The organism is Actinoallomurus sp. CA-142502 (genome assembly GCF_050936355.1).
Taxonomy (GTDB): Bacteria; Actinomycetota; Actinomycetes; order Streptosporangiales; family Streptosporangiaceae; genus Actinoallomurus; species Actinoallomurus iriomotensis.
On record NZ_JBNJMY010000001.1, the window covers coordinates 8,516,960 to 8,531,376 of the forward strand.

12 protein-coding genes are annotated in these 14,417 nt (G+C 70.3%); 7 read left to right on the plus strand and 5 right to left on the minus strand.

Going from position 1 to position 14,417, the window contains the following annotated elements:
• Positions 1 to 11: 11 nt before the first annotated feature.
• The gene (locus ACQEV1_RS39735; protein ID WP_433401601.1) at positions 12 to 605 is read left to right on the plus strand and encodes a pyridoxamine 5'-phosphate oxidase family protein; all 594 of its coding nucleotides are present in this window, start codon (positions 12 to 14) and stop codon (positions 603 to 605) included.
• On the opposite strand, the gene ACQEV1_RS39740 is transcribed toward ACQEV1_RS39735, so the two are convergent.
• The gene (locus ACQEV1_RS39740; protein WP_433401603.1) at positions 575 to 1,096 is read right to left on the minus strand and encodes a DUF1707 domain-containing protein; all 522 of its coding nucleotides are present in this window, start codon (positions 1,094 to 1,096) and stop codon (positions 575 to 577) included. The two genes, ACQEV1_RS39735 and ACQEV1_RS39740, sit on opposite strands and share 31 nt — an antisense overlap.
• 98 nt (positions 1,097 to 1,194) lie before the next feature.
• Between ACQEV1_RS39740 and ACQEV1_RS39745 the strand changes: the two genes are divergently transcribed.
• Positions 1,195 to 1,704, plus strand: coding sequence for a DinB family protein (locus ACQEV1_RS39745; RefSeq protein WP_285627940.1), 510 nt, complete (start codon positions 1,195 to 1,197; stop codon positions 1,702 to 1,704).
• A 68-nt stretch (positions 1,705 to 1,772) separates the two neighbouring features.
• Here ACQEV1_RS39745 and ACQEV1_RS39750 read toward each other — a convergent pair whose 3' ends face one another.
• On the minus strand, positions 1,773 to 2,228 hold the full coding sequence (locus ACQEV1_RS39750; protein WP_433401605.1) for a MarR family winged helix-turn-helix transcriptional regulator: 456 nt from the start codon (positions 2,226 to 2,228) through the stop codon (positions 1,773 to 1,775).
• Between the two features lie 212 nt (positions 2,229 to 2,440).
• Between ACQEV1_RS39750 and ACQEV1_RS39755 the strand changes: the two genes are divergently transcribed.
• Positions 2,441 to 6,175, plus strand: a complete 3,735-nt coding sequence (locus tag ACQEV1_RS39755) for an RHS repeat-associated core domain-containing protein (RefSeq protein ID WP_433401607.1) — start codon at positions 2,441 to 2,443, stop codon at positions 6,173 to 6,175.
• Here the strand turns inward: ACQEV1_RS39755 and ACQEV1_RS39760 are convergent.
• Positions 6,150 to 6,998: a polysaccharide deacetylase family protein gene (locus ACQEV1_RS39760; protein WP_433401609.1), complete on the minus strand. Its 849-nt coding sequence runs from the start codon at positions 6,996 to 6,998 to the stop codon at positions 6,150 to 6,152. The genes ACQEV1_RS39755 and ACQEV1_RS39760 overlap by 26 nt on opposite strands.
• 190 nt (positions 6,999 to 7,188) lie before the next feature.
• Here ACQEV1_RS39760 and ACQEV1_RS39765 point away from each other — a divergent pair, with 190 nt between their 5' ends.
• Both ACQEV1_RS39765 and ACQEV1_RS39770 read left to right on the plus strand, forming a co-directional pair.
• Entirely contained in the window at positions 7,189 to 7,536 is a 348-nt protein-coding gene (locus ACQEV1_RS39765; protein ID WP_433401611.1) for a hypothetical protein, read from the plus strand.
• A gap of 69 nt (positions 7,537 to 7,605) precedes the next feature.
• A complete protein-coding gene (locus ACQEV1_RS39770) occupies positions 7,606 to 9,675 on the plus strand; it encodes an ATP-dependent DNA helicase (protein ID WP_433401612.1) in 2,070 nt (689 codons plus the stop codon).
• 36 nt (positions 9,676 to 9,711) lie between these two features.
• Here the strand turns inward: ACQEV1_RS39770 and ACQEV1_RS39775 are convergent, their stop codons facing one another.
• Entirely contained in the window at positions 9,712 to 10,581 is an 870-nt protein-coding gene (locus ACQEV1_RS39775) for a LysR family transcriptional regulator (protein WP_433401614.1), read from the minus strand.
• Between the two features lie 70 nt (positions 10,582 to 10,651).
• Between ACQEV1_RS39775 and ACQEV1_RS39780 the strand changes: the two genes are divergently transcribed.
• Positions 10,652 to 11,392 carry an SDR family NAD(P)-dependent oxidoreductase gene (locus tag ACQEV1_RS39780; protein WP_433401616.1) on the plus strand — a complete coding sequence of 247 codons (741 nt, stop codon included), beginning with the start codon at positions 10,652 to 10,654 and terminating at the stop codon, positions 11,390 to 11,392.
• Positions 11,393 to 11,423: 31 nt separating this feature from the next.
• On the opposite strand, the gene ACQEV1_RS39785 is transcribed toward ACQEV1_RS39780, so the two are convergent.
• A complete protein-coding gene (locus ACQEV1_RS39785; protein ID WP_285627927.1) occupies positions 11,424 to 13,121 on the minus strand; it encodes an AMP-binding protein in 1,698 nt (565 codons plus the stop codon).
• 223 nt (positions 13,122 to 13,344) lie between these two features.
• Between ACQEV1_RS39785 and ACQEV1_RS39790 the strand changes: the two genes are divergently transcribed.
• Complete coding sequence (locus ACQEV1_RS39790; RefSeq protein ID WP_285627925.1) at positions 13,345 to 14,331, plus strand: DUF4192 domain-containing protein; 987 nt, start codon at positions 13,345 to 13,347, stop codon at positions 14,329 to 14,331.
• Positions 14,332 to 14,417: the final 86 nt, after the last annotated feature.

Genomic DNA, 14,417 nt, shown 5'->3' on the forward strand with positions numbered 1-14,417 from the left:
GGGGTGTGGCAGTGGCAAAGCTCTTCGAGGCCATCGACCAACGACTACGAGAGTTCATCGAGGCCCAGCCGATGTTCTTCGTGGCGACCGCGCCGCACGAGGGCGGCCACGTCAACGTCTCCCCAAAGGGCTACCAGGACACCTTCTCGGTGCTCGACGAGCGGACGGTGGCCTACCTCGACCTGTACGGCAGCGGCGCGGAGACCATCGCCCACCTGCGCGACAACGGGCGCATCACCGTGATGTTCTGCTCGTTCGCGCGGCAGCCGAAGATCCTGCGGCTGTACGGCACGGGGCGCGTCGTCCGGCCGGACGACGACGAGTGGGACGCGCTCGCCGGCCGCTTCGGCGACGGTCACGCGGGCACCCGGGCGATCGTGGTGGTCGACGTCGAGCGCGTGGCCGACTCCTGCGGGTACTCCGTGCCGTTCATGGAGGTCGTCGGCGAGCGTTCCCTCCTCGACGACCAGCACCGGCGCCGCCCGGCCGAGCAGTGGCCGGCCCGCGTGCTGCGCAACGCCGAGAGCATCGACGGGCTGCCCGCGCTCGAACCCGACCATCCGGCGCCGCCCGGTCAGCGCGCGATGCGGAGCGTGAACGGGTAGCGGAACGGCGTGCCGGCCAGCGCCAGGAACGCGGCGACCAGCGCGACCGCCCAGGCGACGGCGTAGGCGACCGCGCCGACGCCGAGCGTCACCACCGTGACCGCCAGCAGCGTGAGCTGGAAGTTCAGCGACGCGGCGATGTGGTGACGCACGTACGGCGAGCGCCGGGCGCGCGTGCACATCATCACCATCGGGCCGACGAACAGCGTCACGATGCCGAGCACGTGGGCGAGCGCGGCGAGCAGGCGCTGCTCTGCGGTGGGATCCGGCAGCGCGACCGGCGCGGGTACGGGCGCGGGCGGCGGCGCCAGGTCCGACAGCACCGAGGCGAGGTCGTCGCGGGTCTTGGCGGTCATGGCGAGATGCAGCCGCAGGTCGAGCTCGGCCTTGTCGAGCCGCCCCTCGGCGTACGCCTGCTGGAGCCGTTCGACGACCGGCTCGCGTTCGTCGTGGGAGACGCGCAGCGTTCCGGGGTGCACGGGAGTGGTCATGTCCCGATCCTGCGCGCACGCGGGGGTGGAGACCATCGGGGATTCCCCCGACTCACCCCTGAGGCCATCCCCCATACGGTCTCTCTAAGCTGGGGCCGGTGACCACCGAACGCCCCGACGTGCCGCTGCTCGCCGACGAGCGCACGATGCTCCGCGCCCACCTCGACTTCCACCGCGCCACCCTCGCCTGGAAGTGCGACGGCCTGGACGACGACGACCTGCGCGAGCGGGCGTCGGAACCCTCGGCGCTCTCCCTGCTCGGGCTGGTCCGCCACATGGCCGAGGTGGAGCGCACCTGGTTCCGCAAGACCGTGAACGGCGAGCACGACCTGCCCAACGTCTGGTCCCACGCCGACGACTACCAGACCGCCTACGACCCGTCCGGCTGCACCCGCGAGGAGGCCTTCGCCGCCTGGCGGGCCGAGGTGGAGCACGCCCGCCGCGTCGAACGCGCGGCCCCGTCGCTCGATCTGGTCGTCCGCCAGCCCCGCTGGGACGAGGACGTCTCGCTCCGCTTCGTCATGCTGCACCTGATCCACGAGTACGCGCGGCACAACGGCCACGCCGACCTCATCCGGGAGGCGGTCGACGGCACCGTGGGCGCGTGACGCCGCCCCGGCATTGACACCACGCCCACGATCACTGACAACGAGCTACGCCCTTGGTCGGATCAGCGTCATGCGTCGGCGAGTCGCGACACCAGGCTGATGAGCTGACGCCGCTGGGCGGCCGTCAGAGGCGCCAGGAACTCGTCCTGAACGCCGTCGATGACTTCGTCGAGCTCGAGAAGCCGTTCGGCGCCCTTCGCTGTGATCGTGACGATGTTCCGGCGCTTGTGCTCGGGATCGACGGAGCGCTCGACCAGGTCGCGTGACTCGAGTTCGGCCAGGGCAGCGGTCACATCGCTGCGATCGATCGCGGTCTTCCGGCCGAGCTCGGCCTGACTCGCGGGTCCCCACTCCTCCAGCGCGGCGAGGAGCCGGTAGTGGTAACTGCGCAGTCCGCCGCCATGGGCCTCGAAACCGGCGCTGAGCAGCCGTGAGGAGCGTGTGTGCGCTCGACTGACCAGCCAGGTCGCGCGTCCTTGGAGCCGGGTGAGATCGGCGCCGGTGTCGTGGCGAGGCGTGGGCACGTGTCAAGCGTAACAGTTGTGGGTCACACCAACACCCGATATGTTGGCCCGACCAATACTCCCCATGCCCGACGCCGTCGCGCGGCTGGTGCCGACCTCGGTCACCGACAACCGACTTCCCCAGGTCAGCCAGGTCACGACGAGCAGCGATGACCGGTAACGCCCCGGCCCTCGCGCGGGGCAATTGTGCCCTCTGATGAATGTGAGGTTCTGTGGCTGACGCAGCAGGACTTTTCAAGGTCGTGGGATCGTTGCTCCGCCGCCCTGCCGTGGCTTCGGGCATGCGCTCGGCCGCGGACGCGACGGTGAAGGCGGCCAGGAGGCTCAAAGTGCCGCTCCGCCGCTGGCCCGGAAAGATCCGTGCCCGATCGGTGCCGCGCGCGCTTCGCCACGTGACGGGCGATCCGGTCGACGTGGCCAGCGGTGAGGTGCTGATGCACCAGACCGACGTCGCGCTGGCCGGGGTACTGCCACTGGTACTGGAGCGCACGCACGTCTCGTCATATCGGCAGGAAGGCCTTTTCGGAACCTGGGCGTCGACGCTGGATCAGCGCCTGGAGATCGATGAGCGCGGAGTGTGTTTCGCCTCTGACGATGGCATGGTCCTGGTGTATCCGCCACCGGCCTCCACGGGGATGGCGGTCCTGCCGTACGAGGGACCGCGCCGGCCGCTGACCCGTACCGGTGAAGGGTATGCGATAACGGATCCGGCACTCGGCCGTACCCTGCATTTCCGCAGTCCGATGCCGGCCGAACGCGATGGGTGGCTGTGGCCCCTGACGACGATTTCGGATCGCAACGCGAACCGGATCGATTTCCTCCGCACCGAAGACGGAACACTCAGCGAGGTATACCACCGAGGCGGTTATCGGATCGGTGTCGACGTCGAAGGAGACCGAGTCGTCGCGCTGCGACTGCTCGCTGGTCCGGTCGATGGCGATGCGGATGACCAGATTCTGATTCGCTACGGTTACGACGGCACCGGAAATCTGACCGAAGTCATCAATTCCTCAGGAAAGGCGCTGCGGTTCCGGTACGACGAAGAAGGCCGGCTCACCGAGTGGATCGACCGGAACGATGAGTGGTATCGCTACACATACGACGACTCGGGCCGTTGCGTCAGCGGTACCGGGTCGGGTGGCGCTCTCGGCGTGAGCCTTTCCTATGCGGATCAGACCACCGTCGCCACTGACTCGCTGGGCAATTCCACCACGTACCATTTCAACGAGCTGGGCCAGGTGATCGCCGAGGTCGACTCGATGGGCCATCTGACGCGATCGGAGTGGGACCGCTTCGACCGGCTGCTGAGCAGAACCGACCAGCTCGGCCGTATCACTCGCTACGGCTATGACGACGCGGGCGGCCTGACCACGGTCGCGTTGCCCGGCGGCTCGGCGACCACGATCGCCCGCGATGAACTCGGCCTGCCGATCCAGGTCACGACGCCCGACGGGGCGGTCTGGCGGCAGCGCTTCGACGAGCGGGGCAACCTGCTCACGGTGACGGATCCCCTGGAGGGCACGACACGGTTCTCCTACGACGGGCACGGGCATCTCGCCACCGTCACCGACCCGCTCGGCAACACGACACGTGTCCGCACGAACTCCGTCGGCCTGCCGGTCGAGGTGACCGACCCGCTCGGCAACGTCATTCACTGCGAGCGCGACGCGCTGGGACGGGTCACGGCGGTCACCGACGCGGTCGGCGGCATCACCCGGTTCGGTTGGACGATCGAAGGCGATCCGGCCTGGCGGACTCTGCCCAGCGGAGCCACGGAACGGTGGCGATACGACGCCGAGGGCAATCCGATCGAGCACGTCGACGCGGTCGGGCGGATCACCCGTACCGAATACACCCACTTCGACCTGCCCGCCGCCCGCATCGCCGCCGACGGCACCAGGCTGGAGTTCGCGTACGACACACGGCTACGGCTGGTGAGCGTACGGAACCCCCAGGGCCTGGCGTGGCGCTACTCGTACGACGCGGCCGGCCGTCTGGTCAACGAGGTCGATTTCGACGGTCGGCAGGTGACCTACGACTATGACGCCGCGGGGCAGGTGTCCTCGCGCACCGACGACGCGGGGAACACGACACGCCTCATACGGAACACGCTCGGCGGCGTGGTCGAGAAGCACACCGGCGACGGCGTCACCGTGTTCGCCTACGACTCGGCCGGACGCCTGATCCGCGCGGCGAACGACGTCGCAGACGTGCGCCTCACCCGTGATGCCCTCGGCCGAGTGATCGCGGAGACCGTGAACGGCCGCACGCTCGCCTCCACGTACGACGCGGCGGGGCGGCGCGTCGGCCGGCGCACCCCGGTGAGCGCCGAAACCGCCTGGGAGTACGACTCGGGCGGGCGTCCGGTCGGGCTGGTGACCGCGGATCGGAACATCCGCTTCGCCCATGACCCCGCCGGCCGGGAGATCGAACGCAGCATGAGCACCGGCGCCTACTCCGGCGTCGCCTTCCTCCAGCGCTGGGACGCCGACCATCGGGTCACGGCGCAGACACTCCGGAAAGTGTCACCGACGCCGATCGCCGGCCCAGAGGAGCCGATCCAGCACCGGACCTATGACTACCGCCCCAACGGAGAACTCATCGCCGTCGCGGATCGTCGGTCCGGCCCCAGGAATTTCACGCTGGACGCGATCGGCCGCGTCACCGAGGTCAACGGACACGACTGGATCGAGCGGTACCGCTATGACCCGGCCGGCAATCTCACCGAGGCCACGTGGCCCACCCGGCCTCAGGACGTGCGAGCCGACGGCGGACGCGAATACGCGCGGATGCTGGTCCGCCGGGCCGGTGGCATGCGCTACGAACACGATTCCCGAGGCCGCGTGGTGGCGCGGCGGTACCGGACCCTCTCCGGAGAGTCACGCGAGTGGCGGTTCACCTGGAACGCGGATGACCGCCTGACCTCCGTGGTGACACCGGACGGCCGGCGGTGGCGCTACTCCTACGACCCGTTCGGACGGCGTATCGCGAAGGAATGCCTTCGCCCGGATGGCACGGTCGCCGGGCGTACCGACTTCACCTGGGACGGGTTCTCCCTCTCCGAGCAGATCAGTCGGGGCGAGGCCGGCCTCGTCTCCACCACCTGGGACTACCGGCCGGGCGGAATCGAGGCCATCGTCCAGACCGTACGGACGTCCACGCTGGACGCGCCACACCGGTGGATCGACCAACGGGTCTACGCGATCGCCACCGACTCGGCAGGCGCTCCCGTGGAGATGGTGGACGCGGACGGCGAGGTCGTCTGGCGTTTTCGCGCCACGCTGTGGGGAAACCGCGTTTCGGCCGAAAAGAACCAGGCCTATTGCCCGTTGCGTTTTCCAGGCCAGTATCACGACCCGGAAACCGGACTGAACTACAACGTTCATCGCTACTACGACCCTGTGACCGCCCGCTACCAGAGTCCTGATCCGCTCGGCCTCATCTCCCACGCCAACCCATACGCTTATGTCCACAATCCCACCCGATGGGCCGACCCTCTGGGCCTCAGCCCCTACCTGATAAAAACGCAAAGAAATCGAATGCCCGAAAGGCTCGCCGAGGAGCTGACGGGTAATGCACCCGTGCTAACGGAAGGCACCTTCGCGTTTCGCTATATATTGGAAAGTATCCCTCGCGGGCAGACCCGGCGCTACCGGTGGGCGGTCGACGAACACGGAGTGCTGAAACTCACGTTTCCCGGACCGGGCACAAGCCACGCGGCGATGACCGGCGGAGGGCCGGTACGAGGCGCTGGAATGGCTGAGATCGGGCCGGGTTACAATCTTATGACCGGAGAACCGATCCTCACCGTTCACGAACTCACGAATGAGACCGGACATTTCTTGCCACCGCGAGGTCTCGCGCAGCAGTTCATCGACGTCGGAACCGACGCGTTCGAACGCAACGGCATCCAGGTGGCGGTCAAGACGATTTATCCCGGGATCTGACTCGAGCTTCGTCCTCCCCGTGGAAGTAGGCCCGGCCCGGCTTGATCGGGTGCGCCGCGAGGAGTTCGGGCACGGTGACGAACGTGAAGCCGCGCTTGGCGAGGCCGCGGAGGATCTTCGGTACGGCCCGCACGGTCGTCGGGTGGATGTCGTGCATGAGGATGATGTCCCCCCGGTGCGCCCGCGTGATGGCGCGGTGGGCGACGATCGCCGAGTTCCGGTCGAGCCAGTCGTCGGTGTCGACGTTCCAGATGACCTGGGCCAGCCCGAGGCGCCGGGCGACCTTGGCGACGTGCCGGTCGGTCGCCCCGTACGGCGGGCGCATCAGGGTGACCGGCCGGCCGGTCACCCGTGTGATCGCGGTGAGCGTCCGGGTGAGCTGCGTACGGACCTGCTTCTCCGAGAGGTTGTCGAGGTCGGGGTGGCTCCACGTGTGGTCGCCGATGGCGTGGCCCTCGGCCAGTTCCTGGCGTACGACCGCCTCCCGGCCGTGGATGTTCCCGCCGATGAGGAAGAACGTGGCCTTGGCGTGACGGGCGGCGAGCATGCGCAGCAGCCGGGCGGTGTACGGGCCGGGCCCGTCGTCGAAGGTGAGGGCGACGCACTTCACCTTGCGGCAGTCGACGGGCGGCCGGCTCGGCGCGGGCCGCTGGCGCCGTACGGCGGGACGGCGCGCGGCCGGCGGAGGACCGCTCGCCGCGGCGGGGACCCGCGTCTCGTTCGCGCGGGCGGGGCCGAGGCCACTGAGCCAGCCGAGGAAGAGCACCCCGGCGACCGCGCCGGCGATGATCCGCGCACGGCCTGCGGGAATGGCGAACCGCATCAAGGCCCCCGTAATTGCCTTTGTCACGACAACGCACAGATTAGTGGCGCAGAACGTTGATAAGTGTCGAGTTGTGAGGATCTCATGATTTATGCCACATCTATGCAACTGGGAACCGCAGCCGCGACAGCGACGTTGAAGACGTGACCGATGACGGGACGGGGGCAACGGGTTCTTGAGGAGGACCTCGATGAAGTGGGGCGATCGCTTCGGGATTCACCGCCGGCGTGGTGAAAAGGTGACCACCCTCGACCGTGAGGCGAACGACGCCGACATCGAGTCGCTGATCGCCTTCGCCCGCGGCCGTACGGGGGTGGAGTTCTACGTCGAGCCGGAGACGTTCGCGACCGACACGACGGCGATGGCGATCGCGGCCGACGGCGAATGGACCCGCCGGCGCGTGGGGTCGCCGAGCGTGATCCAGAAGGTCGCGCGCGACCTGCGCCTGCCGGTCTACGACGTGCAGATCACCGGCTATCCGCAGCGGATGCGCGACTTCAACGAGCGCCGCCGTCGCCAGGGCGGCGCATCGCTCTGACGCGGCCCGTACGGTCGAGGCACGTGTAATGGGCGTCCGAGGTCCGCGTCACCGGTAGCGTCTGCTGTCGTGCCCGACGACCTCCTCGACTCCGCCTCCGACGAGACCGACCTGCCCGACGTCTCCGCCCTTCTGGCCGCCGCGGTCTCCGGCGTCGGCGGCGCCGAACGGCCCGGCCAGGTCAAGATGGCCGAGGCGGTGGCGCACGCGATCGACTCCGGCGAGCACCTCGCCGTCCAGGCGGGTACCGGCACGGGCAAGTCCCTCGCCTACCTCGTGCCGGCCGTGCGCCACGCGGTCGCCCGCAACACGTGCGTGGTCGTGTCCACCGCGACGATCGCCCTTCAGCGCCAGCTCATCGACCGTGACCTGCCCCGGCTCGCCGAGTCGCTGAAACCGCTGCTCGGCCGCGAGCCGGTCTTCGCCATCCTCAAGGGCCGCCGCAACTACCTGTGCCGCCACCGGTTGCAGGTGGACGCGCCGGAGGACCCGGAGGAGATCCTGTTCGACCCGCAGACGGTGTCGGCGGCCGGACGTCAGGTGCAGCGCATCCACGAGTGGGCCGAGACCACCGACACCGGCGACCGCGACGAACTCGTACCGGGCGTGAACGAGCACGCGTGGCGGCAGGTCTCGGTCAGCGCCCGCGAGTGCCTCGGCGCGCAGCGGTGCCCGTTCGGCACCGAGTGCTACGCCGAACAGGCCCGCGACCGGGCCGGCGACGCCGACATCGTCGTGACCAACCACGCGCTGCTCGCGATCGACGCCCTGGAGGACTACCAGGTCCTGCCCGAGCACGACGTCGTCATCGTCGACGAGGCGCACGAGCTGGTCGACCGGGTCACGTCCGTGGCGACGGCGGAACTGTCCGCGCAGGCCGTGGAGATCACCGCGCGCCGCTGCGGGCGGCTCATCGAGGAGGACCTCGCCGACCGGCTCAAGGAGACCGGCGAGGCACTGGCGCCGGTGCTGGCCGACCTGCGCCCCGGCCGCCTGGACGTGCTGCCGCAGGAGGCCGGCGTGTCGCTCGCCGCGATCCGCGACGCCGCCCATGCCTGTGCCACGGCACTCCGTACGACACTGCAGGGCGCCGGCGACGACGCCGAGCGGCTCGGCGCGGGCCGCGCGGCCCTGACCTCGCTGGAGGAGATCCACGACACGGCCGTGCGCTTCCTGGAGTCGTTCGCGGGCGACCTGGCGTCGCGGCACGACGTGGTCTGGCTCGACAAGCCGTTCTCGGACGACTCGCGGCGGCCGGTCGCCCTGCGCGTCGCACCGCTCGGCGTGGGCGCGCTGCTGCGCGAGCGGCTCTTCCGGCGGCGTACGACGGTGCTGACGTCGGCGACGCTGTCGCTCGGCGGGTCGTTCGAGCCGCTCGCCCGCCAGTGGGGGCTGCCGGCCGCGTCCAACGAGTCCGATGAGCCCGAAAAGTCCGGCGAGTCCCGCGAGTCCGGCGGCGAGGGAGCGCCGATCACGTGGTCCGGCCTGGACGTCGGCTCACCGTTCGACCACGCGCGCAGCGGCATCCTCTACATCGCCCGCGGACTGCCCTCGCCGGGCCGCGACGGCCTGCCGGAGGCGTACCTCACGGAGCTCAGCGAGCTGATCGAGGCGGCCGGCGGCCGCACCCTCGGCCTGTTCTCCTCGATGCGCGCCGCCAAGCAGGCCGCCGAGGAGTTGAAGGGCCGCATCGCGCAGCCCCTGCTGTGCCAGGGCGAGGACTCGACGTCGCAGCTGGTCAAACGCTTCGCGGAGGACGACGCGACGTGCCTGTTCGGCACGCTGTCGCTGTGGCAGGGCGTGGACGTGCCGGGCCCGTCGCTGCGCCTGGTGGTGATCGACCGGATCCCGTTCCCGCGCCCGGACGATCCGCTGTCCTCGGCGCGGCAGCGGGCCATCGCGGCACGCGGCGGAAACGGCTTCATGGCGGTCGCCGCGACGAACGCCGCCCTGCTCCTCGCCCAGGGCGCCGGACGCCTGCTGCGCAGCATGGACGACCGCGGCGTGGTCGCGATCCTCGACCCGCGTCTGGCGACGGCCCGTTACGGATCCTTCCTGCGCGCCTCGCTGCCCCCGTTCTGGACGACGTACGACTCGGCGACGGTGAAGGCCGCTCTGCGCCGCCTCGACGCGTCGTAGCGCCGGCTTCCGCGGGAGCCGGACGAGACCGCGTGATCAGGCTCCCGTGAGCGAACCGGAACTCTTCAGGGCGTCGGCGGTGGAGCGCGTCGCCGCGACCTCGGCGGCGGTTCGAACGAACGCGGCGAGCGCGCGGTCGCGACGTTCCTCGGACCAGGCGGCCAGCAGTGTCGTCCGGCGATCGTCGACAGGGACGGCGATCAGGTCGGGGCCGAGCCGGCAGGCGACCGACTCGGGCAGCACGGCGGTGATCTGTCCGAGCATGATCAACTCGGCCACCTGACCGGTGTCGGTGATGACCGGCCCGCTGCCCGGTGACTCGTCGGACCACCGGGGAAAGACCTCGTCGGCCAGATCGACCGTTCGCACCGACGCGCGGCCGGCCAGCCGATGGGTGCGCGGCAGCACCACCAGCTCGCGCTCGGTCAGCAGCTCCTCGGTGGCCAGCCCGGACAGATCATTCTGCGGCGTGCGCAGCAGCGCGACGTCCGCGGTTCCGTCGCGCAGCAGGCTCTTCTGTTCGCCGATGCCGCAGATCAGCACCTCGGCCTCGACCGTGTCGGGGTGTGCGGCGAAACGGGCCAGGATGGGTTCGAGGAGGCCGGCGTCGCCGGCCGGTTTCGTCACCACCACCAGCCGCGGCTCGCGGCCGGCGCGCCGGGTCAGCCGCTCGGCCGCCGCCAGGTTGGTGAGCGCCTTGCGTCCCTCGTTCAACAGAACCTCGCCGGCGCGGGTCAGCGACACCTGGCGGCTGGTGCGCTCCAGAAGCCGTACGCCGAGCCGCCGCTCCAAACGCTGGATCGCCCGGGACAGTGGCGGCTGGGCGATGCCGAGCCGGTCGGCCGCCCGGCTGAAGTTCCGCTCCTGCGCGACCGCGACGAAGTAGACCAGCTCCCGGGACTCCATACCGGCAGGGTATAGGTGCGCGTCCCCATCGGTCTTGGTTCCGTTCGCCGGTGGCCGGTGAACTGGCGTCATGACGCACACGACCACGATCGCTCTGGTCACCGGGGCGAACAAGGGCATCGGCCACGCCATCGCGGCCGCACTCGCCGAGCGAAGGATGACCGTACTCGTCGGAGCCCGCGACATCGAGCGACGGAACGCGGCGGTGCGAATGCTGCGCGCCGCCGGCGGCGACGTGCACGGGATCACCCTCGACGTGACCGCCGCCGACATCATCGCCATGGCCGCCGAAGAGATCGCGACCCGGTACGGCCGGCTGGACGTCCTGGTCAACAACGCCGGAATCACCGGCGACGAACGGCAGATCCCCGGCGCCGGCGCGGACGTGCCGGCCGAGGTCCGCAGGGTGTTCGAGACCAACGTCTTCGGCCTGGTCGCGGTGACCGAGGCGGTGCTGCCGCTGCTCCTGCGCTCACCGGGCGGACGTGTGGTGAACGTGTCCGGGCGCGGCGGCTCGCTGACCGCGATGGCCACGCCGGACGGAGCGTTCGCCGACCTGCCACCGCTGCTGGGTTACCCGGCGAGCAAAGCCGCGGTCAACGCGGTAACGACGCAGTACGCCAAGCATCTGCGCCGGAACGGAATCCTGGTCAACGCCGTCTGCCCAGGTCACACGGCGACCGAAGGGAACGGGTTCACCGGCGACCGCACCACCCGGCAGGCCGCCGCGATCGCGGTACGCATGGCGACGCTCGGCCCCGACGGTCCGACGGGCGCCTTCGTCGACGAGAACGGGCCGATTCCCTGGTGAGCCCTGGCGGGCGAGGCGTCCTCTCGCGCCGTCAGGACATCGCGTTCTCCTCGCGGAGGACGCGGCGCAGGACCTTGCCGAGCATGTTGCGCGGCAGCGTCGGGCGCAGTTCGACGAACGCCGGCACCTTGTAGCCGGCGAGGTGCTGGGCGGCGTACGCCCGGATCTCGTCCGGGCTCGGCGCGGGCTCGCGCGGGATGATGTACGCGGTGACCACCTCGCCGTGCGCGGAGTCCGGTACGCCGACGACCGCGGCCTCGGCGACGCCCGGGTGCGCGGCCAGGACGTTCTCGATCTCGGACGGGTAGACGTTGAAGCCGTCGACGATGACGACGTCGCGCTTGCGGTCGATGAGAGTGAAGTAGCCGTCCGGGCTCATCACGGCGATGTCTCCCGTACGGAACCAGCCGTCGCGGGAGAGGCTCTCGGCGGTCTCGGCGGGCTGGTTCCAGTAGCCGGCGAAGATCTGCGGCCCGCGTACGATCAGCTCCCCCGGGTAGCCGACGGGCAGCACGCGGGTCGGGTCGCGCTCGTCCACGATGCGCGCCTCGGTGCCGGGCAGCGGCGCGCCGACGGAGACGTGGCGGGCGTTCCCGTCGAGCGGATTGGCCATGACGACCGGGGACGTCTCGGTCATCCCGTACCCCTGCACGACCCGGCCGCCCGTCCCGGTCCGGAACGCGTCGACGGTCGTACGGGCGAGCTTCATGGCCCCGGACACGCAGGTCCGGATGTCGCCGACGCCGGCCTTCTTCGCCTCGGGCGCGGCGGCGAGCTGCTGGTAGATCGGCGGAACGCCCGGGAAGAGCGTGGGCTTGTGCTTGCGTACGGCGTCCAGCACCAGGTCCAGGTCGAACCTGGGGACCAGCACGACCATGCCGCCGATGAGCATCGTGCAGGTCAGGCAGAACGTCAGGCCGAAGACGTGGAACAGGGGCACGACGGCGAGGTTCACGTCGTGGCCGGGGCGGATCGCCGGATCCCACGCGACGGTCTGGTGGGCGTTGGCGACGAGGTTGCGATGGGTGAGCATCGCGCCCTTGGGACGACCGGTGGTGCCGCCGGTGTACTGCAGGACGGCCAGGTCGCGGATCGGGTCGACCGGGGTCTGCTGCGGGTTGTCCGGCCCTTCCTTCAGCAGGTCGTCGAACCAGAGGATGTCGGCGTTCTCCGGAAGCTCGGTGCTCAGCTCGGCGAGGAGCCTCCTCGCCTTGGCGACGGGCAGCTTCAGCAGCTCACGCTTGACGAACGGCAGGTAGTCGGCGAGTGAGGTGACGACGACCTGCCGGACGTCGGTGCCGGGCATGGCCTCGATCAGCGTCTCGTACGCCTTGTCGAAGACGACCACGACCCGCGCCCCGGAGTCGGCGAGCTGGTGGCGCAGTTCGGAGGCCGTGTACAGCGGGTTGGTCGGGACGACGATGGCGCCGATCCGCAGGATCGCGTAGAACGCGATGACCTCCTGGGGGCAGTTCGGGAGGATCACCGCGACGCGTTCGCCCTTACGGAGCCCGATCCGGCGCAGCGCCCCGGCGAGACGGTTGACCGCGTTCAGCAGCTTGGCGTACGTCATGGCGCGCCCGAAGAACATCAGGGCCTTGCGGTTCGGGAACCGCTCGGCCGACGCGTCGAGCAGGTGCGTCAGCGGCACGTCCGGGACCTGGACGTTCGCCGGCACGCCGTCGGCGTAGAACCGAAGCCACGGCCGTTCATCGTAGGGAGTGCTCATTCGTCGACCATTACTCCCGAGGACAAGCGAAACATTCCCGTTACCTTGGCACTAAGCACACTCTCATGCACAGTCGTTGACCGACTACGCATACGGGTCATTCCGTACTCGTGAGCCGTCCGCGGAGTGGACTTCAGTGTGCTGAGCTGGGGTTTCGTGGGGTTATCCACAGAACCGCTCCGAGGGCTGTCCGTCCACTTCCCGCCACGGCACGCTCGTTCCCATGAACCCGAACACGCTCCGCCTCCGCTCCCCCGCCGACGTCGTCTGCGCGATCCCCTACCTCATCGGCTTCCATCCGTCCGACAGCGTGGTGGTGCTGGCGTGCGACGCCACGACCGGCGCGTACGCCGTGCGGCTCGACCTGACCGCGGCCGAGGGGTTACTCGAGCACGTCGCCGGCCTCCTCGCCCGCCGGGGGCCGGACGGAGTGATCCTGGCGGGCTACGGGCCGGCCGGCCGGGTGACGCCGATGATCGAGCGCGTCCGCGACCGCCTGCACGACCACGGTGTCCGGGTACGCGAGGCGCTGCGCGTGGAGGGCGGCAGGTTCTGGTCCTACCTGTGCGCCGACACCGGATGCTGCCCGCCGGAGGGCACGTTCGTGGACGTGACGGCGAGCCCGGTCGCCGCGACCGCCATCGCGGGCGGCCTGGTCGCCCTGCCCGACCGGGCCGAGCTGGAGCGCATGGTGGCCCCGGCCGGCGGCCCCGGCATGCGCGCGGCCACGGTCCACGCCGAGCGGCGGCTGGCGAGGTGGGCCGAGAGCGACGCCTCGCGTGTCACGGAGCTGATGGCCCGCGAGGGCGTGTCCCTGGTCCGCGACGTCATCGACCGCGCGTGCGCGGGTGAGAGGCCGCCGGGAGACGAGGAGACGGCCTGGCTGGGGGTGCTCCTGTCCAGCCTGCGCGTCCGCGACGAGGCGTGGGTCCGGATGACGGAGCCGCACCTGCAGGCGCACCTGAGGCTCTGGCGCCACGTCCTGACGAGGGTCGCCGAGCCCTACGCCCCCGCCCCGGCGAGCCTGCTGTCCTTCGCCGCCTGGCGGGCCGGCGAGGGAGCCCTGGCCAACATCGCCCTCGACCGCGCCCTGTCGGCCGACCCGGCGTACTCGATGGCGCTGCTGCTGCGCGAGCTGTTCGTCAGCGGCCTGCCCCCGTCGTCCGTCCCCCTGGACCTGACCCCGGACGACCTCGACGAGCCCGCCTGACATGGCCGGTCAGCGATGCCGATGAGACGACCGGCTCACCTGACGTCCCACCGGACGCCGGCCCGCGGGGAAGAGCCGGGCAACGC